General features: G+C 67.2%; 17 protein-coding genes and 4 pseudogenes. 9 read left to right on the forward strand and 12 right to left on the reverse strand.

Going from position 1 to position 22,629, the window contains the following annotated elements:
• Positions 1–52 precede the first annotated feature (52 nt).
• The 7 genes and pseudogenes from ACQEWB_RS10450 to ACQEWB_RS10480 all read left to right on the forward strand — a co-directional run bounded on the left by ACQEWB_RS10450 (position 53) and on the right by ACQEWB_RS10480 (position 6,486).
• On the forward strand, positions 53–316 hold the full coding sequence (locus ACQEWB_RS10450) for a helix-turn-helix transcriptional regulator (protein ID WP_432829394.1): 264 nt from the start codon (positions 53–55) through the stop codon (positions 314–316).
• A 158-nt stretch (positions 317–474) separates the two neighbouring features.
• Positions 475–858: pseudogene (locus ACQEWB_RS10455) on the forward strand (DUF6083 domain-containing protein); the annotation flags it as partial.
• A gap of 276 nt (positions 859–1,134) precedes the next feature.
• Positions 1,135–1,359: a hypothetical protein gene (locus ACQEWB_RS10460; protein WP_432844409.1), complete on the forward strand. Its 225-nt coding sequence runs from the start codon at positions 1,135–1,137 to the stop codon at positions 1,357–1,359.
• Positions 1,356–1,847 (forward strand): hypothetical protein, encoded by a 492-nt coding sequence (locus ACQEWB_RS10465; protein ID WP_432829396.1) that lies wholly within the window; start codon positions 1,356–1,358, stop codon positions 1,845–1,847. The genes ACQEWB_RS10460 and ACQEWB_RS10465 overlap by 4 nt, the downstream gene beginning before the upstream one ends.
• Before the next feature lie 9 nt (positions 1,848–1,856).
• A complete protein-coding gene (locus ACQEWB_RS10470) occupies positions 1,857–3,377 on the forward strand; it encodes a UvrD-helicase domain-containing protein (protein ID WP_432829398.1) in 1,521 nt (506 codons plus the stop codon).
• A 253-nt stretch (positions 3,378–3,630) separates the two neighbouring features.
• Positions 3,631–4,809 carry a cyclic GMP-AMP synthase DncV-like nucleotidyltransferase gene (locus ACQEWB_RS10475; protein ID WP_432829400.1) on the forward strand — a complete coding sequence of 393 codons (1,179 nt, stop codon included), beginning with the start codon at positions 3,631–3,633 and terminating at the stop codon, positions 4,807–4,809.
• 1,002 nt (positions 4,810–5,811) lie between these two features.
• Entirely contained in the window at positions 5,812–6,486 is a 675-nt protein-coding gene (locus ACQEWB_RS10480; RefSeq protein WP_432843734.1) for an SAVED domain-containing protein, read from the forward strand.
• A 162-nt stretch (positions 6,487–6,648) separates the two neighbouring features.
• Here ACQEWB_RS10480 and ACQEWB_RS10485 read toward each other — a convergent pair.
• A pseudogene (locus tag ACQEWB_RS10485) lies at positions 6,649–8,592 on the reverse strand (PHP domain-containing protein); the annotation flags it as partial.
• A 239-nt stretch (positions 8,593–8,831) separates the two neighbouring features.
• On the opposite strand from ACQEWB_RS10485, the gene ACQEWB_RS10490 reads away from it, so the two are divergent.
• Positions 8,832–9,896, forward strand: a complete 1,065-nt coding sequence (locus tag ACQEWB_RS10490) for a DUF3533 domain-containing protein (protein WP_432829402.1) — start codon at positions 8,832–8,834, stop codon at positions 9,894–9,896.
• A gap of 266 nt (positions 9,897–10,162) precedes the next feature.
• On the opposite strand, the pseudogene ACQEWB_RS10495 reads toward ACQEWB_RS10490, so the two are convergent.
• The 9 genes and pseudogenes from ACQEWB_RS10495 to ACQEWB_RS10535 form a co-directional block, all read right to left on the reverse strand.
• Positions 10,163–11,240: pseudogene (locus ACQEWB_RS10495) on the reverse strand (S1 family peptidase).
• 233 nt (positions 11,241–11,473) lie between these two features.
• A complete protein-coding gene (locus tag ACQEWB_RS10500; RefSeq protein WP_432829404.1) occupies positions 11,474–12,382 on the reverse strand; it encodes a slipin family protein in 909 nt (302 codons plus the stop codon).
• Between the two features lie 108 nt (positions 12,383–12,490).
• Positions 12,491–13,390, reverse strand: a complete 900-nt coding sequence (locus ACQEWB_RS10505) for a S1 family peptidase (RefSeq protein WP_432829406.1) — start codon at positions 13,388–13,390, stop codon at positions 12,491–12,493.
• Between the two features lie 212 nt (positions 13,391–13,602).
• On the reverse strand, positions 13,603–14,382 hold the full coding sequence (locus ACQEWB_RS10510) for a DUF1684 domain-containing protein (protein WP_432829408.1): 780 nt from the start codon (positions 14,380–14,382) through the stop codon (positions 13,603–13,605).
• A 25-nt stretch (positions 14,383–14,407) separates the two neighbouring features.
• Positions 14,408–15,730: an NtaA/DmoA family FMN-dependent monooxygenase gene (locus tag ACQEWB_RS10515; RefSeq protein ID WP_432843736.1), complete on the reverse strand. Its 1,323-nt coding sequence runs from the start codon at positions 15,728–15,730 to the stop codon at positions 14,408–14,410.
• Positions 15,731–15,750: 20 nt separating this feature from the next.
• Positions 15,751–16,818 (reverse strand): LLM class flavin-dependent oxidoreductase, encoded by a 1,068-nt coding sequence (locus ACQEWB_RS10520; RefSeq protein ID WP_432829410.1) that lies wholly within the window; start codon positions 16,816–16,818, stop codon positions 15,751–15,753.
• On the reverse strand, positions 16,818–17,579 hold the full coding sequence (locus tag ACQEWB_RS10525) for an amino acid ABC transporter ATP-binding protein (RefSeq protein WP_432829412.1): 762 nt from the start codon (positions 17,577–17,579) through the stop codon (positions 16,818–16,820). The genes ACQEWB_RS10520 and ACQEWB_RS10525 overlap by 1 nt, the downstream gene beginning before the upstream one ends.
• Before the next feature lie 53 nt (positions 17,580–17,632).
• Positions 17,633–19,390, reverse strand: a complete 1,758-nt coding sequence (locus tag ACQEWB_RS10530; protein WP_432829414.1) for an FAD/NAD(P)-binding protein — start codon at positions 19,388–19,390, stop codon at positions 17,633–17,635.
• Positions 19,387–20,244 carry an amino acid ABC transporter permease gene (locus tag ACQEWB_RS10535; RefSeq protein ID WP_432829416.1) on the reverse strand — a complete coding sequence of 286 codons (858 nt, stop codon included), beginning with the start codon at positions 20,242–20,244 and terminating at the stop codon, positions 19,387–19,389. The genes ACQEWB_RS10530 and ACQEWB_RS10535 overlap by 4 nt, the downstream gene beginning before the upstream one ends.
• Positions 20,245–20,653: 409 nt before the next feature.
• Here ACQEWB_RS10535 and ACQEWB_RS10540 point away from each other — a divergent pair, with 409 nt between their 5' ends.
• Positions 20,654–21,604 (forward strand): ABC transporter substrate-binding protein, encoded by a 951-nt coding sequence (locus tag ACQEWB_RS10540; protein WP_432829418.1) that lies wholly within the window; start codon positions 20,654–20,656, stop codon positions 21,602–21,604.
• Positions 21,605–21,694: 90 nt separating this feature from the next.
• On the opposite strand, the pseudogene ACQEWB_RS10545 reads toward ACQEWB_RS10540, so the two are convergent.
• Together ACQEWB_RS10545 and ACQEWB_RS10550 are read right to left on the reverse strand one after the other, a co-directional pair.
• Positions 21,695–22,293 (reverse strand): annotated as a pseudogene (locus tag ACQEWB_RS10545) (GTP-binding protein).
• A complete protein-coding gene (locus ACQEWB_RS10550; protein ID WP_432829420.1) occupies positions 22,277–22,618 on the reverse strand; it encodes a DUF742 domain-containing protein in 342 nt (113 codons plus the stop codon). The pseudogene ACQEWB_RS10545 and the gene ACQEWB_RS10550 overlap by 17 nt, the downstream one beginning before the upstream one ends.
• Positions 22,619–22,629: the final 11 nt, after the last annotated feature.

Genomic DNA, 22,629 nt, shown 5'->3' on the forward strand with positions numbered 1-22,629 from the left:
AGGGCAGAGGTCTGCACTGACAGGGCAGGTGTCTGCCCCGTCGGATGGTCGGGTGACGATCTTTCCGCCCGACCCGGACTTCGAGGCGCTCCGCCAGGAGCTCGCGCGCCTGCGGGCGGCCCGAGGGTGGAGCTATGACGAGCTCGCCGCCCGTAGCGGCCTCGCCAGACGGACTCTCATCGAAATCGAGCAGGGCCGCACGATCGGAACTCTGAAGACCTGGCATGCCCTCGCGCACGCTCTGAGCACTCCGCTCGACGAGTTCTTCTCCACCCTGTGCAAAGGACACGAACCACCCGCAAAAACCGACGGCTGATCAGCTCCGAGATGGCATTCGCCAACCGCCCGAATTGGTGACCCGAAGCGAACGCGCACTCGCATCCTCGAAAGTCAGTTTCAACGGATACGGCCGTCCAGGGGACACTGCGGCAGCGACACCTGCCGAGCGGCGTGTTGGCTGGCAGGTTCGCCCGCATGCGCTCCACACCCCCTTCCCCGCATCGCCGGAACGGCAGCCCCGGTCACGTCCACGCGAGGCGTTCTCTCCGTGTAAGCGGCGACAGTGCCAGCCGTCTGTTGCGGTGCGGTCAGAGCGACCGCTGCCGGGATTGCGGCAACCGCATCGAGTGGTATCACCGCATCAACGGGCAGCCGGTCCGACTACACCCTGACGAACTGCCTGCCGAGAAGGTGCCTTCGACCTGCCATTGGCATGTCAGCCGCGGTGTCGCTCATCCGGCGGGCGACGGCAGCCACTGGTGCCGACTGCCGCACGCCCTACTCTGCCCTGCCCGCGAAGTCCCTGCGGCTGCACCCGAGTTGACAGGCCTACGTCGTGCTCTGGCGGTCAACACCCGCCGTCTGATCGACCACGGTGCGTTCGTTCCCTCTTCAGCTCAGCCGAACGCCGAGACCTCCCCGCCGACCACGTGTCGGCCAGCCCGACCTGTCGTGCAGCTCCTGTACATCCGCTATCTCGCCAATCGCCCGGTGGACGAGATCCAGTGCGTCGCTCAGACCCGCCGACGCCGCCGCTGCACCAGTCCACTGCTCACTCCTGAGGCTCCGGCGGGGATCTGGACCCTCGTGTCCACCACTGTCACCCGCGGCCAACTTCCTTTGCGGGGGGAGGTCATGGCTGTCTACACGCTCACTCATCTGCCCTATGCCGATCAACTGCGCTGGAGGGCCCAGCGCTGCCCCGAGCACGCCGCCATTCCCACGGCCCCCGACATGACGGTGGCCGAGTGGGAGCCCTTCGACCCGCTCCTCCACCACGAACACATCCACACCCGGCTCCCGGCGATCACCCGACGTCCAGGGCCTGCTGACCGGAGCAGGAGGGCCCCGCAGCCGTGACCGCACACCACGCGATCGAGATCGCCCTGACTCGGCCCGCCACCGACGATGAACTGTGCCGCGCCCGTCGTGTCGTAGCTCTAGCCAGCGACACCAACCGCACCAGACTGCTGGCCCTGCAGCGCGCCAGGACACCTGAACGCGCATTGCGCACGCTACGTCACCGGCTCGACGTGATGCTGCCCATCGACGTCCTCACCACCCACTACCCGGACCGACAGGGCCGGGTCCTGCTGAACGTCGCCCTCAGCCCCGCCACCCGTACTACCGTCCGCCACGCTGCGGCAGCCCGCGGCCAACGGCCCCGGGACTTCCTCAGCGAGATCATCACCGATGCCATCGCCCGGCACGGCGAACAGCGCGCCCGCCATCTGACAAGTCGGCTGGAAGAACTGCTCACTGACCACACCCCCGAAGAGCTGCTGCGCTGTGCAGCGAACGCCCTCCATCGCCGGTCAAGAGGCAAGTGCGCCTCCACCTCTTCTTGAGGAGCCTTTGTGTCCACCCCGACCGACGAACAGGTCCATGCCGTCGACGCTTTCCGAGCAGGACACCACCTCGCCCTGCAAGCGGGAGCCGGTACCGGCAAGACCACCACCCTTGAGATGCTCGCCGCCAGCACCGAACGACGCGGCCGCTACGTCGCCTTCAACAAGGACATCGCCTCCCACGCCGCTACGCGCTTCCCTCGTACGGTGACATGCAGGACCGCCCATGCGACCGCCTACGCCGCCCTCGGCCACCGCTATGCCGGTCGGCTCAACGGTCCACGCCAACCCGCCTGGAAAACCGGCCAAGCCCTCGGCATCACCCGGCCCGTTCGCATCGGCGATCACGAGATCAGCCACAGGACGCTCTCCAACACGGCGCTACGCGCCGTGAAGCGCTTCTGCTACTCCGCCGACCGGGCTCTGAGCCGCCATCATGTACCGCGACTTCGCCGCCTGGCGACACCCGCCGAGCACACCCAACTCGCCGACGCGGTCTTTCCGTTCGCGGTGAAAGCGTGGGCCGACCTTCAGAATCCGGACCATGGTGTGGTCCACTTCGAACACGACCACTATCTGAAGATGTGGGCCCTGACCCAGCCGAAGATCGAAGCGGACTTCCTCTTCCTCGACGAAGCCCAGGACACCAACCCCGTCCTGGAACAGGTCTTCCATGCCCAGCGCGACCACGCCCAGCTCGTCATGGTGGGCGACTCCGCCCAGGCCATCTACGGCTGGCGCGGCGCCCGCGACGTGATGACCGCCTTCGACGACGCTACCGCGCTCACCCTCACCCGCTCCTTCCGATTCGGCCCCCTCCTCGCCGAACAGGCCAACCGCTGGCTCGAACTCGCCGAGGCCCCCATCCGGTTGACCGGAAGCGAGACGATGCCCACGGAAGTCGGAGACATCGCCGACCCGGATGCAGTGCTGTGCCGCACCAACATCGGCGCCATGGCCGAGGTCATGCGGCTCCTCTCCGAAGGCCGTCGCGTCGCCCTGGCCCGCGGCGGACACACACTCGCCGCACTGGCGATGGCCGCACGTGACCTCAAGGAAGGCCGCCGAACCAGCCATCCCGAACTGGTCCTCTTCGCTTCCTGGGGCGAGGTACAGGACTACGCGGCGTACGACCCCGCCGGCGGCGACCTCCAGCCCTTCGTCGATCTCGTCGATACACACGGGCCCGAGGCCATCCTCTCGGCAGTCCACGAACTCCTCGACGAAGAGCACGCCGACGTAACCGTGTCCACCGCACACAAAGCGAAGGGGCGCGAATGGCCAAAGGTGAAGATCGGCAACGACTTCCCTCCCCCCAAGGACACCGACGAACACGACGCGCAAGGCCGCCCAATCCCTGAACCCGTCAACGACAGCGACGCCCGGCTCGCCTACGTTGCTGTCACGCGCGCGCGGCAGCAACTCGACCTGGGCGGCCTGTCCTGGATCGATACATGGTTCACGATGTCAGGTGGTGGTGCTGAGGTGCCTGAAGACGACCCATCAGCTCCCTCACCAGGTAGGCACTAAAACGATCTCTGACCGTCGGATGATCAATCAACTTGCGGCCGAACCGAGTTACGGATGGGAAGCAGATGGTACATTTTTTCGCTAAGCAGTATTACACCGGAAATACGTGCTGAGGACAGGTATGTCGCCTCGTCTCAGCACGGCATCACGTGCAAGTACGTCGGCAGCGCCAATTGATCATGCGTCGTGAGCTCCACCGGTGAACCGAGACAGATCGGGCTATGTTCCCGTAGGTGCACCGAAGGATCTGCAGATGACGTACTCCGTTGAACAACTCCTGTCTTGCCTGCTGACTGGCATGGTGGAATCGATGGACATCCCATCGGACATGCAGGAGCTGGCTGTCGAGCGCTATGAAGAAGTCGGGACCTGGCTCGCAGAGATGGGGGGAGAGGGGTGGTCGATCTATCCGCAAGGTTCCTTCCGCCTCGGCACAGTGACTCGGCCGCCCACTGCCGACAGCGAGTACGACATCGACCTCGTCTGCCATCTGGACATCGCCAAGGAGAGCACAACTCAGAAGGCGCTCAAGAACAGAGTCGGCACCATGCTCAAGGCGTACATGAGGGCGAAGGATGAAGTCGAGGACGACGACGGACCGGACGAGTGCAAGGACAGCCGTCGGTGTTGGACGCTGAAGTATCCAGACGACGGCTTCCACATGGACGTCCTGCCGGCGATTCCTGACGAAGATCTTCCGCCGACAGGGATCCGGCTCACGGACCGGAAACTGCGACCTTGGCAGCTCAGCAACCCCATCGGCTACTCCGACTGGTTTCGCACCCGGTCCGATGAGATGAAACGCAAGATCGAGAAGGTAGCACGAGACACGAAGGCGGACGTCGCCGATGTGCCCGTCTGGCGGGTGCGTACAACCCTGCAGAGGTTGGTGCAGGTCCTCAAGTTGCACAGTGCTGTGCGGTTTTCTGATGACCTCGACAACCGGCCTCCGTCGATTCTCGTAACCACGCTTGCCGCAAAGGCTTACGACGGAGACGAAGACCTGCTCAGCGCCCTGCTGTCCAGCCTCTCACGTATGCCGCGGTACATCGAGAACCGAAGTGGCCAGCTGTGGGTGCCTAGTCCTGCGCACCCCGGCGAGAACTTCGCGGACAAATGGAATGAGTATCCCGAGAGGCGGGATGCGTTTCATGCGTGGCTCGCTGAAATCTCCGAGACTCTCAAAGACGCCTATACCCTTAAGAACGCAGGCATCCATCGCGTTGCCGAAAGGCTGACCCCAGAGTTCGGCACGGCTCCCGTCCAGAAGGCCGCTCTAGCAATGGGCGATAACATGCTTGAGAAACGTGCAAGTGGAAACCTCCATATGGCTCGCGGATCAGGCCTCCTTACTGGGGCAACCAGCCTCTCAATCCCGCTACGCGACCACAACTTCTTTGGTTCCCATGAGAGCAAGAAGACCAGCTCTTAATCTGGCCAAGCAAGTAGTGGCAGTCAAGTCAGTGACGCCTGACGCCATATGCCGAGTGGCAAAAGGGGGCACGCTCACTTGCATAGTGCGCTTGCAACCTACGCCCTTGAGTCAGATATATACACTGCGCATCACATATCGCCACCGAGTTCGCCCTACAGTGACAGTCATTGATCCACCCCTGGATCTTCACCCGAAAGCAAAAAGACTTCCACACGTTTTCCCGGGCGATAAGCTGTGCCTTCACTTGCCTGCGGAATGGAACGACGGCATGTTGATCGCTTACACAATCTTGCCCTGGGCTGCCGAGTGGCTACTGCACTACGAAATTTGGCTGATCACGGAGCAATAGAGAGGAGGAGGGCACGAACCAAGGGTTAACAGTAATCACTGACGGCCTGCAAGGAAAGGGCGGTACAGGTGTCAGACGGACCACGAAAGCGTCGCAGGGTAGGCAGCAGGCCTGCGCTCAAGGAACTTGAAAAAAGGCGCGTCTGGGTTCGGTCCGGTGGGCGGTGCGCCGTATGTAATCGCTATCTACTGGATGGCCACCTTACCGATGAGCCCATATCGCTTGGTGAGCTCGCCCATATCGTCGGCCAGAAAGAGTCCGTTAGCTCACCGCGAGGAACCACGCCGTACCCAACAAGCGAGCGGGACAAGGCGGATAATATCTTGCTCGCTTGCGCCGACTGCCACGACGAGATTGACGATCCAGCCACGTTGGATGTATTCACCGTCGAAAAGCTTCGAAGGATAAAGAAGCTTCACGAGGAGAGAGTTCTTCACGTCACCGGCCTAGCCAGCGACAATAGGACCGTGGTCCTTCGGATGATCGGTCGTCTGCGGGGGCGCCCCGTTGAGCTCTCGAGGAAGACAGCTATGCAAGCAGTGATCGCCTCTGGAGAGCGCTACCCCATGTTCACTCTCAGCTACGACCGTCAGGGAGTTGAAATTGACTTGCGCCCCCTGCCCGGTGAATCAAGCACACCTTCCGCATCCATGGAAATTTCGATCGATCTGCAGTCAATAAGCGGTGAGGCTGGACCATCGCTTGAGTACTACCGGGCCGCCACAGCTGCAATCGACCAGGTTGTCGACCATACGCTTCAAGACGGGATTTCAAGAGGCGAAATCGAACACGTCAGCCTCTTCAGTTTCGCACGCCTACCCCTCCTGGTCTATCTCGGAGCGAAACTCGACGATGATCACCAACTTGACATATATCAACGACACCGTGGCACAGATAATTGGCATTGGCCAGAAGGGGAGGACTTTACGCCGGTACAATTTTCGTTCACCATTCCTCGCCCTCAAAAAAATCAGACCGAGGCCGTGTTGATCGCGAACATATCGGGCACCATCCATCCTCGGGAAATTCCTGCACAGATCGCAAGCCTCCCCGTTTTCAAGCTGTTCCCCTCCCAAGCCACACCAGTACCGGAAATCATAAAATCGCGAGCATCGCTCAAATCATTTGAAGCAATGTTTCGCAGATTCCTGGGGGAACTGGAGGTTCACCACAAGAACATTCGACGCCTCCATCTGTTGGGGGCGCTTCCCATATCCCCTGCAGTGGTGATCGGAAGGGTTCGTGATCCGGCGACGCACCCGTCCATCGTGACATATGACCGTCTCGAAACGGGAGGGTATAAGTCTGCGATCGAGGTCAGGTGATCCGCCCTTACCGGCAAACCGCCTCCTGCCGCAGTCTGAAGAGGCTTCAGTCCTGCAGCTCTTACGGCGCAGCGAGACACATACGGGCAGCGGAAGACGACACGTGATCGATGAACATGACCCCGGCAACCGTCCGCCGTCCGATCCGGTCGCGTACACCTGCCTCAGCGCGGGCAACACGCCAGGAGTTGACACAGAATCCAGCTGGAACAACCCCAGCGTCCGACTCTCCTGGATGAGCTTGAAGGCGAAGACATCGTCGAGCGGCACCTGCTGCGGGTCGTCCAGCTCGATATGACGACCCGTTGTACGTTCGATCTCCGTGACGGCGTGGGCCATCGCGGACTGCATCCGTACCCCCAGAACATCGAGTTTGATGTTGCCCAGCGCTTCGATCTCCTCCTTCGCGGCCATGGCCATGGGGTAGTCGCCCTGCGGGGTGGGCTGCACCGGCAGCCGGTCCAGCAGAGTCGCGTCACTGATGACCACGCCGCAGGGATGCATGGCCATGCCGTGAACCAGCGAGTCAAGGCCTTCGGCCAGCTCCCACAACGGCCCGAACCGGCCCTTCTCTCCTGCCAGTTGCCGTAGCTCGGGCAGTTCGGCGAGAGCGCCGGTGATGTCCGAGGCCCGCAGGTGCGGGAAACTCTTGGCGATCCGGTCGACCTCCGCCGGGGCGATCCCCAACGCCAGGCCGGTGTCCCGCAGCGCCCTGCGCGCCCGATAGGTCTCGGGCATCGCGGTGACCGCCACCCGCTCCTTCCCGAACCGCTCGAAGATCGTGTCGTAGCACTCCAGCCGCCGCGCGGACTCCACGTCGATGTCGATGTCGGGCAGCGACTCCCGGCGCATGCTCAGGAACCGTTCGAACAGCAGGCTGTGGTCGAGCGGGTTGGCGGTGGCGATGTCCAGGGCATGGCAGACCAGCGAGCCGGCCCCCGACCCACGGGCCGCGACCCGAATGCCCTTGGCCCGGATGTCGGCGACGACCTGTCCGATGGCGAGGAAGTACGCGTCGTAGTTCCAGTGGGAGATGACGGCGAGCTCCTCGTCCAGTCGGGCGAGCGCCTCCCGGTCCCGGTCGAGGCCGCGCCGGACCAGACCGGCCTCGCAGCGCAGCCGGAGCAGCCGAGCCGCGCCCCCGTCCCCGGGCCCGGCGCCGAAGAGCGACGGCTCCGGGAGGTGCGGCGTACCGAGTCCGAGGTCCGCCGCCGGGTCGACGGTGCACTCGGCCCCCGCGGCGACGGTGTCCGCCATCAGACGCCGGGCCCGGCGGACGTCCGCCCCCGCGCACTCGGCGATCATCCGCGCCACGCCCGCCATTCCCCTCTCGTCCTTGAGCCAGCGCTGCCCGCTGTCCAGGCGACGCCGGTCGATCGGTCTCAGCAGCCGCGCGGCATCCAGGACATCGGCCAGCCGGTGCTGGTCCGGGTCGGCGTAGCGGACGGCGTTGGAGAGCACGGCGGTGGTGCCGGTGCGGTCGGCCAGGGCAAGAGTCCGGGCAGCGAGCCGCAGGGACCCCGGCCCTACGCTGAAACGTTTCTGCGCAACAGCCTCCAACCGAACCCCTCCCCCGAAGACCTCCTTCCAGGGCGCCAAGAGCCTCATCGCGACATCCTCACGCCCCACCGACAAGGCCCGCACCGGCTCCGAAAGCGGCCCGAGCAACACCACCAGCCCCGGACCGCCGTACTCGCGCAAGGCCTCCCAGGGCACCACCGGTGCCGTACCGGACAGGGCCCCCACATGAGCGGCCGAGGTGATACGACACAGCCGCGCCCACCCCTCCCGATCCTGGGCAAGCAGCACGAACCGCAACGGCGGCTCAGCCACATGCGCACCACCGCGCACCGGAGTACGTCGCCGCAGGACGGGCGGCGGGGGCGCAAGAGCCTCCACCGCGAGATCGACCCCGAAAACCGGCCGGACCCCCTCCTTCCCACACGCCCGCGCAAATCGAACGACCCCGGTGACCGTGTCCCGATCGGTGAGCGCGAGCGCGGACATACCCCGCTCGGCAGCCCGCCGAACAAGCTGCTCGGGATGAGACGCGCCGTAGCGGGCGGAGTAACCGGACGCGACGTGCACGTGGACGAAGCCCGCCATGCCGCACCTCCATCACTCCACCCCTTTTCAGCCATACATCCGATATGTTCATCGTACTCGCGTTCGATTACTCTAACCCCATCAGCCCCGGTCAGCGACACAACTCGAACACGGAACCGATTTTCAACAAGACAAGCACCGCCCAAAACCAGACACCACCACCACCAAACACATCCACACGCCATCCATTCGGGCGCGCCCCACCTGCGCGAACCCCGAGCGCCCCCGATCTTGAGGACATGACGCAGACGACCGGCGCCGGCACACCCCCACCGCCCTCCTTCCTCGGTGAGGTGAGGGACGCCGTCACACCGCGGGCCACCCTCCTCGTCCTCGGTGTGCTCGCCCTCCAGCTGCTGTTCATCGCCTCCTACGTAGGCGCACTGCACAACCCGAAACCGAAGGACGTGCCCTTCGGAGTGGTCGCACCACAAGCCGTGGCCCAACAAGCAGTGACCCGGCTGAACCAACTGCCGGGCTCCCCCTTCGACCCGCGGACGGTCTCCGACGAAGCGACGGCACGCGCCAAGATCCTCAACCGGGACATCGACGGCGCGCTGATCATCAACCCGGCCCGCACCACCGACACCCTCCTGGTGGCCAGCGGCGGCGGCACGGTCCTGGCCACCACGCTCGAGAAATACCTCACCGTCCTGGAGGCGTCCCAGCAACGCGCGATCAAGACGGTGGACGTGGCCCCGGCCTCCGCAGAGGACTTCGACGGACTGTCGTCCTTCTACGTGGTCGTCGGCTGGTGCGTAGGCGGCTACCTGTGCGCCTCGATCCTGGCGATCAGCACGGGCGCCCGCCCCGCCAACCCGCGCCGCGCGGCGATCCGCCTGGCCGTGATGGCACTGGTCTCGATCGTCGGCGGCCTGGGCGGCGCGGTGATCGTAGGCCCGATCCTGGGCGCCCTGCCGGGCAGCGTCATGGCCTACTGGGGCCTCGGCGCCCTGGTCACCTTCGCCGTAGGAGCCGCAACCCTGGCCCTCCAGGGAATCTTCGGAATCGTAGGCATCGGCCTGGCGATCCTCCTCGTGGTGATCGCGGGCAACCCGAGCGCGGGCGGAGCCTTCCCCCTCCCCATGCTCCCCCCGTTCTGGAAGGCGATCGGCCCAGCCCTCCCCCCGGGCGCCGGCACCTGGGTGGCCCGCTCGATCGCCTACTTCAAGGGCAACGACACAACAGGCGCCCTGCTGGTCCTGTCCGCCTGGGCAGCAGCCGGCATCGCCATCACGCTCCTCGCCTCGACGCTGCGCGCAAAACGCCAGGACAACGCCCCCCTACCGACCCAGGCGCCGTAACCCTGCCGGGAAGCCCCCCGCAGCCGCGAACGCACCGGGAGCGGTTCGGGCCGCCCCACACACCCGCAGCCGCTCTCGCACAGGAGCGGGTCGGGGCGGTACGGCGCAACCCGCCGCTTACGTGGTTCGTTGGGCTCGTTCCCCTCCCGACCCACAGCAGTACCGTCGGCGGCGGGTTCGCCGTACCGCCCCGACCCCGACCCACAACCCACCGAAAGCGCAAAGGCCCGCCCCCACCACGGGAGCGGGCCATCACACCAGCCGCCTCAGCCGATCGAGGTCCCCGTAGCCGACAACGCCTCGGTCACAGGCTGGAAGAACGTCTCCCCACCGGAGGTGCAGTCACCACTACCCCCGACGTCAGCCCGACAGCCGCGTCCCCGTCGAACAGCGACCCCCGCTGTCCCCCGGCTCCGCGCACACATCGGTCTGGATGAGCCCACTGACCGTGCCCTCGGAGTAGTTCACGGTCGCGTTCAGCCCGGTGACCGTACCGTCGTGCACCTGCGTCGTGGACCCGCTCCGCGTCACCTTCTCGCCCACCGTGGCCTCGGCCGCATGCGTGATGTCCTGCGAGGACCCGTCGTACAGATCGACCGCACTCGGATGGTCCACGTCCGCCGTGTACTTGACCAGCCCGAAGTCATTCCCGGGGAACTGAGAGTCGGCGTTCGTACCGATCTCGTTCCCGCTGGAGTCCGACCACGTCGAGATCGCGTCGGTGCAGTGCCCGGCGGTCAGGAAGAACGGCTCCCCGCCCTTGGTCACGTTGAACCCGAGCGAACACCGCCCACCCGACCCGGAGATGGCGTCGCCACCGGCGATGAAGGGCTTGAACTCCCCCTTCGAGCGCTTGAGTTCGGCCTTGGCACCCAGCCCGTCCACGACCTTGGAGAGCTTGGCCAACTCCCCCTGCGAGACGGTCTTGTCAGCCGTCACGACAACCTTGTTACTGACCGGATCGGTCGACCAGGACGTACCCGCGATAGTCGCGTCCTCGGTCAACACTGCCCGGGCACCATCAAGCTCGGCCAGCGAGTTGGCGACGATTCTGGCCGTGCCGCCGGCCGCCGCAACGGTCTTCGCGGCACTCTCGTCCAGAACGTTCACGACGAGGCTCTTGGCCTTCGCGTCGTAATACGTTCCCGCCGCCGCGGCGCCGAGGTCCGCGCCCAGCGTGGAGGCGAGCTTTCCGGCCGCAGCGACAGACAGGGTCCGGGGCGCCGAGGTCTTCACCGGCTCACTGGCGTTCGCAGACTGGAAGGTGACTCCGGCCGCCACGAGCGCGGCGACACCCGCACCCGCCAGGGCCGCACGCCGCTTGGGTATGCGTCGATGCTTCAACTTGCGTCCTCCTGTGGGGGGATCGGCCCGCGAGGTTGTGGGGACCCCGCCGGACCGGAAGGCGTTGAACGGCGCCCACTATTCCGAGCCTCACAGGGAGCACACAAGGGCGTCTTCAGGACGCGCGTAGAACAGCCCCCCGCACGCCCCCACCCACTTGACTGTCCACGGTCACCCCACATCTTCGCACTGCAAACACAGCAAGCGAATGCCCCATGCGCACTCCGTGAGGTCTAGCCCTGTCCTGAATTCGCCCCCTCGGAACCCTCATCCGAACGATCCTCACCAGCCGAAAGTTGCGGCTGCACCGATTGCTGCGACGGCACCGATTGCTGCGGCGGCACCGGCTGCTGAGGTTGCACCGGCTCCTGAGGCTGCCCCGGCTGCTGCGCCCTCTCCAGGAACCGCAACAACTCCACCGGGAACGGCAGAACAAGCGTGGAGTTCTTCTCCGCAGCCACCGCGGTCACGGTCTGCAACAGCCGCAACTGAAGCGCAGCCGGCGTATCCGCCATCTGCTGCGCGGCCTCGGCCAGCTTCACGGAAGCCTGCAACTCCGCATCGGCGTTGATGACCCGAGCCCGCCGCTCCCGATCGGCTTCGGCCTGCCGGGCCATGGACCGCTTCATGGTCTCGGGCAACGAGACATCCTTGATCTCGACCCGGTCGATCGTCACCCCCCACTCCACGGCAGGACTGTCGATCATCAACTCCAGCCCCTGATTGAGCTTCTCCCGATTCGACAGCAGATCATCCAGCTCGCTCTTGCCGATGATCGACCGAAGCGAAGTCTGAGCCATCTGCGCCACGGCGAACCGGTAGTCCTCCACCCGCACGATCGCTTCGGCCGGCCCGGTCACCTTGAAGTACACAACGGCATCCACCCGCACCGTGACGTTGTCCCGGGTGATGCCCTCCTGTGCGGGCACAGGCATCGTCACGACCTGCATGTTGACCTTCTGCATCCGGTCCACGAACGGCACGATCATCGTGAACCCCGGCTCACGCACCTCGTCCCGGAGTCTGCCCAACCGGAACACCACACCACGTTCGTACTGCTTGACGACCCGTGCCGCGGCCATCGCGTACACCACGCCGGCGGACGCGAGGGTCACTCCCGCCGCCACCAGCTCCTCGACCATGCCGGCCCCCAGGGGACTGAGCAATCTGTACTTCGAAGGTAACTCCGTCACCCGGGCAAGAGGGAGCCCCCGCACGCCTGTTGCGCACGGGGGCCACTGAAAGGATCGTCAGCCCACGCTCACGCCGTAGTAGCTCAGCGCCTCGGTGACCGGCTGGAAGAAGGTCGTACCGCCGGAGGTGCAGTTGCCACTGCCACCGGAGGTCAGACCGTACGCCACGGTCCCGCCGTACAGCGGACCGCCGCTGTCGCCGCCCTCGGCGCAGACCGTGGTCTGGATCATGCCGTACACCACGTCACCGCTGCCGTAGTTGACGGTGGCGTTCAGGGCGGTGACCCGACCGCTGTGCGTGCCGGTGGTGGAGCCGCGGCGGTACACGGTCGTACCGACACTCGGCGTGGCCGCGCTGGAGATGGTCTGGCTGCCCACCGCGCTCGGGTGCGCGATCGACGTGTTGGTGTACCTGACCAGCGCGAAGTCATTGGTCGGGAAGCTGTAGCTGACGTTGGTACCCAGCACCGTGGTGTGCCCGGAGTTGGAGTACCAGGTCGAGGCGACCTCACCGCAGTGCCCGGCGGTCAGGAAGTAGTAGGTGCTCCCGCTGTGCACGTTGAAGCCGAGCGAACAGCGGTAGGCGCCACCGTAGATCGCGTCGCCACCGGTGATCAGCTTCTTGAACTGACCCGCCGTGTGCTTGATGGTGAGGGCGCCGGCGTTGCTCCCCGCCGCGCTCTTGATCTTGGCGATCTCGGCCTTGGAGACGGTGCTGTCGACGGTGACGACAACGCGGTTGGTCTTGCTGTCGACGGCCCAGGCGGTGCCGGGGACGTCGGCCTTCAACACCGAGGCGTTGGCGGTCTTGAGCTGCGCCGTGCTGAAGGGCGTGGCGGTGGACGCGTTCGCGCTGGGGACCGCGATCGCTGCGGCGGCCACGAGTCCGGTGGTGACGGCGATCAGCCGGGTCCGTCTCGTAATGCCACTGCGGGAGGTGGTGCGCTTGATCCTCACGTTCGTTCCTCCCAAGGGGAAGTCGGGGGGCCCGCGTGGGGTCGGGGCCCCGTGAGGCGCAGCCAGGGCTCTGATCGTCCGGATTTCGGACACGCCGTGCCCCTGACAAGCGCTTCCGGGGAGTATTCGGCCGAACGACCGGTAGACGCAAGGGCGCCTTTCGGCCGTCGGCCGCTGAACGAACCATGCTTTTTGGCCACTTGCGCCCTGGTTCAGACCAGGTTGCGCTCCCCCGCCTCGATCGCGATGTCGAGGGTGTTCCCGGGCGGCGGGAAGGGGCAGATGAAGTGGTCGGCGAAGGCGCAGGGCGGCAGTTGGGCCCGGTTGAAGTCGACCGTCGTACGCCCCTCCGCGTCCGGCGCCGCCGGATAGAGGAACCGGAAGCGGAAACTGCCGTCACCGCTGGTCGAGTCGGCGAACACCGCCCACAGGACATCCCCCTGAGCCGCGACCTGAAGGCTGAACTCCCGCCCGCCCAACGCGAAAGCCAGCGAGCCGACGAGCTCCAGCCCGCGCTCACGTCCGTCGTGGTTCTTCACCCGCACCGTGCGGTCTTCGCCATACGACGTGAACCGCCCCGGCACCGACCAGCGCGGATCGTACGGCGTCGCGTCGATCCCCCCGAAGACCCGCCGCGTCTCGGCCCCGGGGTCGAAGTCCCGTACCCCCCAAAGCCCTTCCCGCACCAGCACGACCAGCCGCCGCTCCCCGTACGCGACCCGGGCCGCGGCCACCGCCCCGGTGTCGGCGGCAAGCCGCACCTCACCGGCCGGCGTCCGCCCGTCCACCGTCAGACCGTCCGCCGCGGCGGCCGTCAGAACCAGACCGTCCCCGTCGGCGGCCCAGATCCCGGGGATGTCCGGAAGTCGCCCGCCCGGATGGTCGTCGAGCCAGTGCGTGCCGGTCAGCGCGAGCGGCCCATAGGGCTCCGAGACGGCCTCCACCCGCTGCTCATGCCACTTCTTCCATTCGTCGGACGCGTCCGAACTCATGCGATCATTCCTGTCGCCATAGTGATCAACTCTTCCCTACCGGGTCGGACAACCCCAGATGCGAGCGCAGGGTGGCGCCCCGGTATTCCGTGCGGAACGCGCCGCGCTCCTGGAGCAGCGGCACCACCCGGTCCACGAACTCGTCGAGTCCGGACGGGGTGAGATGCGGTACGAGGATGAAGCCGTCGGAGGCCTCGCGCCGCACGAACCCGTCGAGCTCGGTGGCGACCGCCTCCGGGGTGCCGATGAAGGACTGCCGGGCACCCGCCTCGATCACGGTCTGCCGGATCGACAGCCCCTTCTCCTTCGACAGCGCCCGCCACTTCTCGGCGATCGCGACCGTGTCACCGCGCCGGGTCCGGCCCTGGGTGATGCCGGTCCCGTCCACGGGGTCGATCTCGGGCAGGGGCCCGTCCGGGTCGTAGGCGGACAGGTCGACGCCCCAGATCTGCTCCAGCGCGAGGACGGCGTTCTGCGGGGAGACCTGCTGCCGCCGGATCTCGGCGGCCTTCTCCTGAGCCTCGGCGGCGGTGTCCCCGAGAACAACCGAGACCCCGGGCATGATCTTGAGATCGTCGGATGTACGGCCGTACTTCGCGAGGCGGCGCTTCACATCGGCGTAGAAGGCACGCCCCGACTCCAGCGAGCTCTGCCTGGTGCTGCGTCTTCCCGGGGGATAACCCCCGGACCCCCAGCCGGAAAAGACCACGTCGGCCGTGGCGGCGGCGAACTCCCGCCCCTCGTCGGAGTCGCCGGCCTGGATGACGACCGGGTGCCCCTGCGGCGAGCGCGGGACGGTGAACTCGCCCGCGATGTCGAAGTGTCGACCGCGGTGCGCGAAGGGCCGGGAGACTCCGTCCGGCGTCCAGGAGTCCCACAACTCCCGTGCCGTGGCGACGAATTCGGCGGCCCTCGTGTACCGGTCCGCACGGTCGAGGAAGCCGCCGCGGCGGAAGTTCTCACCGGTGAAGGCGTCGGAGGAGGTCACCACGTTCCAGGCCGCCCGGCCGCCGCTGAGGTGGTCCAACGTGGCCAGTCTGCGGGCGAGTTCGTACGGCTCGTTGAAGGTGGCGTTGACGGTGGCGGCGAGCCCGAGCCGCTCGGTCACCCCGGCCAGGGCGTTCAGCACGGTCAGCGACTCGGGCCGCCCCACCACGTCCAAGTCGTGGATACGGCCCTTGTGTTCGCGCAGCCGCAGCCCCTCCGCGAGGAAGAAGAAGTCGAACAGACCACGTTCGGCGGTGCGGGCGAGGTGCTCGAAGGACGAGAACTCGATCTGCGACCCGGACCGCGGATCGGCCCACACCGTGGTGTTGTTGACGCCGGGAAAGTGCGCCGCGAGATGCATCTGCCTCCGAGGCCGTACGGTCATGACGCTCCCCCTGTCACGGCGTACTGCCCGGCGTACTGGTTGGCGGGCCTGGCCAGGCCCAGGTGCTCCCGGAGGGTGCTGCCCGGGTAGAAGGTGCGGAACAGGCCGCGGTGCTGAAGCAGCGCGACCGTGCCGTTGACGAGCCGCTCCAGGTCACGGCGGGGCTCGGCGGGCGTGAGGTGGAAGCCGTCGACGATGCCGTCCGCGTGCCAGGCGGCGACGAGTTCGGCGAGGTCCACCGGGCCGCCCCGGTACAGCGGGCCCTGCGCGGTCTGCCGGGGGCCGCCCCCGCCGTGGCCCGGCTCGGCCGCGTGCTCGCCGTCGCCGAGGTCGACGAGGAGGCTCGCGAGGACCCGGAGGGTGTCGGGGTCGCGCCCGAACTCACCGGCTTCCTCCCGGAGTTGCTCGCGTACGGCGGCCGCCTGCGCGGGGCTCGCGGCGCGCACCAGGGCCACGTCGGCGTACCGGGCGGCGGTGCGCCGGGCGTGTCCTTCGGTGGCGTCGACCACCCGCACCGGGTGGCCCTGCGGCGGGCGCGGCACGATCGAGGGGCCCTTCACCGAGAAGTCGGCGCCCTCGAAGTCGACGTAATGCAGCTTGTCCTGGTCGATGAAGCGGCCGGTGGGCAGGTCCCGTATCTCGGCGTCGTCCTCCCAGCTGTCCCACAACCTGGCGGCCACGTCGGCGACTTCGCCGGCCTCGTGCCACAGCGCCTCGACGGGGGCCGCGTGCCGGCGGCCGAAGAGGCGGGCCTCGCCCTCGGTGGTCGACACGTCGATCCGCCAGCCGGCCCGGCCCCGGCTGACCCAGTCGAGGGTGGCGACGGCGGCCTGCACATGGAAGGGCTCGGTGTGCGTGGTGGTCACGGTGGGCACCAGGCCGATCCGGCTGGTTGCGGGCGCGACGCGGGACAGCACGGCGAGCGCGTCGGGCCCCGGGCGGGCGAAGGTGTCGCCGAGGGTCACGAAGTCGAGCCCGCCGCGCTCGGCGAGCCGCGCCAGCTCGACGTAGGAACCGGCGTCGTAGGCGGACGGTTGGTCGAGTGCGGCAGAGAGATGCAGCATCACAGCACCTTCGAGAGAAACGCCCGCGTGCGCTCGTGCCGCGGGTTGTCCAGTACGTCCGCCGGTGCGCCCTCTTCGACGATCCGTCCGTCGTCCATGAAGACAACGGTGTCGGCGACCTCGCGGGCGAAGCCGATCTCGTGCGTGACGACGATCATCGTGGTGCCCTGCTGGGCCAAGTCCCGTATGACGTCGAGGACTTCGCCGACCAGCTCGGGGTCGAGCGCGGAGGTCGGCTCGTCGAAGAGCAGCAGTCTCGGCTCCAGGGCGAGCGCCCGCGCGATGGCGACCCGCTGCTGCTGGCCACCGGAGAGCTGCTTGGGATAGGCGTCCGTCTTCTCCCCGAGCCCCACCCGCTCCAGCAGCCGACGCGCACTGTCGACGGCCTCCTTTCGCGGCCGCTTCAGCGCGGACACCGGCGCCTCGATCACGTTCTCCAACACGGTGAGGTGCGGGAACAGGTTGAAGTTCTGGAAGACGAAGCCGATCCGCGTCCGCTGTCTGAGCACCTCGCGCTCGGGCAGTTCGTGCAGCCTGTCCCCGGCGCGCCGGTAGCCGATCAGCGCGCCGTCCACACTGATCGCACCGTGGTCCACCTTCTCCAGGTGGTTGATGGTGCGCAGCAGCGTCGACTTGCCGGAGCCGGACGGGCCGAGGACGACGGTGACCTCGCCGGTGCGCACCTGGAGGTCGATGCCCTTGAGGACTTCGAGCGAGCCGAAGCTCTTGTGGACGGATCTGATGTCGACCATGACGCTCATCGCGGGGTCCTTGACGTCGGGGTTCGGTGAAGTCGCTTGCCTGCGCGGGGAGTTCACGCGGCCGCCCGGGCGGTCAGCTCGGCCAGGAACCGCAGTGCGGCCCGCGCGGTCGCGTCGTTCTGCCGGAACGCGGGCCCGCCGGTGCGCGGCCGGGTGAAGGCGCCGGGGGTACGTCCGTCGGTGAACGGGCCGAGCGCGAAGCGCCGTGGGTGCGGTCGCCCGGCCCGGTCGAGGACACGTCCGTCGCCGGGATCCACCCGCAGCAGCCCGTCCGGTGTCCCGGCGGCGCCGTCGGCGGCCAGCTCACGCAGCAGCGGGTCGCGGGCCCGTCCGACGGTCGGCTCGGGCAGCCGCGCCTCGACCAGCGCCCGCGCCTCGACGAAGGCACCGGGCACGGTGACACTGGACGCCCGGAACACCCCGTCCTCGGCGGTGACGGCCATGTCGGCGCCGAGGAACTTCACGATCCCCGCCCGGGACAGCGCCAGCAGCTGCCGCAGCCGCGGTCCGGGCGGACCGGAGGCCAGATAGCTGAAGAACCCGTGCCACCAGGGCCCGACATCCCCGAGTCGGATCAACTGCCCGTAGACGGAAAGCAGTCCGAGGAAGACGGCCAGGTCCTGGCTGTACTCGGGATCATGACTCCTGCTCAGATCCCGCTCGACATACCCGCGCAGCCCTTCCTGGAACTCCTCGAAGGATCCGTAGCGCATCCCCTCCAGCGGACGGTCGATCGCGTCCAGGTCCAGCCGGTCCGCCGGATCGGGCACGGCCGCCTCCACCAGCGCCGCCCGCTCGGCCGGGTCCTCGACGGCCGCGTACTTCTCCTCGAAGTCGGCCCAGGCCATGCCGGTGCGCTCGGGATGAACGGTGAACAGCCGGTGGTAGTGGGCGAACCCCAACTCCTTCTCCACCAGCGGCCACACGTCCCGTCGGAAGGCGAACCGCTCCGGCCGGGCCAGCAGCTCCGCCACCTGCGTGGGGCCGAAGAACCGTGGCAGCGGCGGCCGTTCACCGCTCCACTCGTAACCGATCTTCGAGTGGTACGGCACTCCGCGCCGCGACCCGACGTACAGCACCGGCTCCCGTCCCGAGGGCAGGTACGTGTCCCCCTCGTACCGTCCGCCGCGCCCCTCGGTGAGCAGCACCATCAGGTCGACGAAGGCGAGCCCGAAGCCGCGCACGAGGACGGGTTCGCCGGGCTTCAGCGCGGACAGGTCGCTGTCGGCGGTGAAGTCGGGCGGCAGATGGACGAGCCCGTGGGTGCGCGCGTACTCCGCCAACTCACCCTGCTGCTCGTCGAGTTCGGCGTCGAGATGGCCGATGGCGACCACGACCAGGTCGGCGAGGAGCGGTCGCGACCGGCCCTCCAGCCACACCTGCTGACGCCCCTCGCGCGGGCCGCTGATCCGCAGGGCGCGGCGCGGATGGTGGTGGACGGTGACGTCCGGGGGGAGGCCGACGACGGCCCGCTCGTGCACCCAGCGCAGGTACGAGCCCTGGAGCTGCCGGTCGGCGAAGACGCTGCCGTCGATGCCGGCCCACTCGTGCAGTGTGGGGCCCTCGCGCACCGGGCCCTCCATGGCCACCGTCTCGTCGGTGAACATGGTGACGTCCTCGGCGTGGGAGTTCATCCACAGCAGCGGCGACTGCGCGGCCCGCCAGATCCGTCCGGCGCCCGGCGGATGCGGGTCGACGAGATGGATGTCGAGTCCCGAACCGGCGTACAGATCGGGCGCGTTGGCGGCGATCCGCTCGATCAGACCGGTCCCCCGCGGCCCGGCCCCGACGATCACCAACGAGGCCCTCATCGCGCCCGCTCCGAACCGCGTGCGTAGTGCTTCTCCACGTAGTACTGACCGACGCCGAGCACCGAGGTGACGATCGTGTACCAGAGGGTGGCCACCATCAGCAGCGGGATGACCTGGTAGGTGCGGTGGTAGACGAGCTGCACCGAGAAGAGCAGGTCGCTGACCGCGATGACGCTGACGATGGAGGTGCCCTTGAGGGTGCCGATCAGCATGTTCCCGGCGGGCGGCACGATGGAGCGCATCGCCTGCGGCAGCACGATCCGCCGCCAGCGCCGCCACCGGCTCAGCCCGAGCGCCTGCGCGGCCTCGATCTGCCCGCGGTCGACGGCGAGGATCCCGCCGCGCACCACCTCGGCGGCGTACGCGGCCTCGTGCAACGTCAGTCCGACGATGGCGACTTCGACGGGCCCGAGCAGGTTGACGGTCCGCACGCCGAACAACTCTGGATACAGGGCCCCGATGTTGAACCACAGCAGCAGCTGCACCAGGATCGGAATCGACCTGAACAGCCACACGTACCCCCAACTGACCGATCTCAGCACGGGGTTGGCGGACAGCCGGAACGCGGCGAGCAGGGTGCCGAGCGCGAATCCGAGCACCATCACCACCGCGGTCAGCCACAGCGTGAGCCAGAGCCCGCGCAGCACGGAGTCCGAGGTGAAGTAGTCGGCGACGACGTCCCACTGGAACGCCCGGTTGCGCAGAACGGAGTTGACGGCGAGACCGAGCAGCGCGAGCACGACCACGGCGGCGGTCCACTGCCCGTACCGCCGCTGCGGAACGATCCGCAGGGGGTCGGCCCGCTCGGGTATGTCCGGTGCCGCCGGGACTTTGGCGAGGGTGTCGGAAGACATGCGAAGGCTCCATGACGTGAGTCATGCACGGTGATTGCCTTCACACGGGCGCGCCTCGCGGCGCGCTACGGTCGAGCCCCTCAGCAGGACCGTCCGTCGACTGTACGGTGCCGTTTCCCCTCACTGTCAAGGCTGTCCATCATGTGAGCCGCACGTCTCAGGTCGGTTGACGCGGAACCGGATGCCTGTTCCACTTGGCCCATGCATCCACAGCAGTGGCTGGTCACGCGCTCCCACATCGACTTCGGTCGAGTGTGGTCCTGTTCCTGTTGAGCTGAGCCGACCCACTGCGCGCTCCTGACGGAGCGCCCTTCGCGTTCTCCCTTTTCCGCCTTCACACGCGCACCCCTCCCCTCTCGCCGTTTTCAGCTCCTCTCTGCTCCTTTCTGCTCCCAGGAGACCGCACACGATGCGCACGCCCACGCGTACCCGCAGACATGGATTTGCCCCTTTTGCCCTAATCACTTCGACCGCTCTGCTGCTCACCGCGTGCGGCTCCGGTTCGAACGACCCGGCCGACGCCGCAGGCACCTCGGCCAAGGCGGACAAGATCCCGACCACGGACGTCGTCTCGGCGATCCAGAAGGACGAGTCGGCCGCCGCCCTGCTGCCCGCCGGCACCAAGTCCCTCACCGTCGCGATCAGCGTCGGCGGCACCCCGCCCGGCACCACCTATCTGGACGACGGCAAGACGCTGACCGGCCAGGACGTCGACTTCGCGGACGCGGTGGCCAAGGTCCTGGGCATCAAGCTCAAGACCGAGCAGGCCAGTTTCGAGGCGATCCTCCCGGCCCTCGACAGCGGCAAGTACGACTTCGGCGCGAGCAACTTCGGCGTCACCGACGAACGCCGCAAGACCATCGACTTCGTCACCTACATCAACGACGGCCAGGGCTTCGCCACCCGCTCGGACAGCAAGCTCGCCAAGGTCACGGACCTGACGCAGCTGTGCGGCCTGAACGTGGCGACCGGCGCCGGCACCACCTTCGAGGCCACGCTGGAGGAGAACAAGAAGCTCTGCACGCAGGCCGGCAAGAAGCCGTACAAGATCCAGACCTACAGCGAACAGGGCGCCATCTGGTCCTCGCTCCAGCAGGGCCGCAGCGACGTGCTGATGTCCACGATCAACGGCCTCCGCTACGCCGTGGCCCACCAACAGGGCGTCAAGTTCCTCAACGAATACCACCGCCTGGACGTCGGCTTCGCCTTCAAGAAGAACACAAAGCTGGCCCCGGCCTTCCAGACAGCGGTCAACAAGCTGATAGCGGACGGGACTTACCAGAAGATCCTCAAGAAGTGGGGAACGACGGGCTCGGCGATCGAGAAATCGCAGATCTCACCCCCAGAACTAGGAAACTGACGAGGCGACAGCCGACCAAGGGGCGCGGGGAACTGCGCGACAAGCCACGACGGACCGGCACTCGCCGCACCACCCGCGCACCCACGGCGACTAGCGCGCAACCATCGCCCTCCTCCTGGGCGGCGCAGCCCGAACCCCGATCACCCGATCCATCAGGGCCCCCAACACATCCCGCACCGACCCCCGCTCCCGCGCATCACACTCCAGCACAGGCACATCACCCCCAACCCCAACGCCTCCCGAATCTCCTCCACCTCGAACCGCTCCGCCCCGTCGAACCGGTTCACCGCCAGCACGAACGGCGCCCCCTGCCCCTCGAAGTAGTCCACCGCCGGAAAACACTCCTCGATCCGCCGCGTGTCCACCAGGACGACCGTCCCCAACGCCCCCTCCACCAGGTCGTCCCACAGAAACGAGAACCGGTCCTGCCCGGGCGTCCCGAACAGATACAGCGCGATCGTCGGATCAAGAGTGATCCGCCCGAAATCCAGCGCGACCGTCGTCGTGGTCTTCGACTCCACCCCGTCCAACGAGTCGACGCCGACGGAGACCTGCGTAATGGCAGCCTCCGTGTCCAGCGGTTCGATCTCCGAGATCGCCCCGATGAACGTGGTCTTGCCGACCCCGAGTCCCCCGCTCACCACGACCTTCACGGCGAGCGGAACGATCCTGTCAGAGCGCCCGGACATGGTCCCTGATCCTTTCGAGCGTCTGGAGCGGCAGCTCCGCGGGTTGCCGGCAGTCCAGCCGACCGGCCACGACGAGGTCGGAGACCAGCACCTTGGCGACTCCGAGAGGAACCCCGACCCGCGACGCCACCTCGGCGACCGTCGTCGGCTCCTCGCACACCGCGACGATGTGCCGCCGCTCGAACGTCAGCGTCTCGTCGGGCACCCCGACGGCGACGACCAGCGTCTCGAGCCGCAGATCGGCCTGGAGCGGCTCGGCCCGGCCGCCGGTGATGATGAACGGCCGGACGAACGTCGCGTCGTCCTCCATGAGTTGTACGTCCATGGACTCCCCGT

The organism is Streptomyces sp. CA-249302, assembly GCF_050936785.1.
GTDB lineage: Bacteria > Actinomycetota > Actinomycetes > Streptomycetales > Streptomycetaceae > Streptomyces.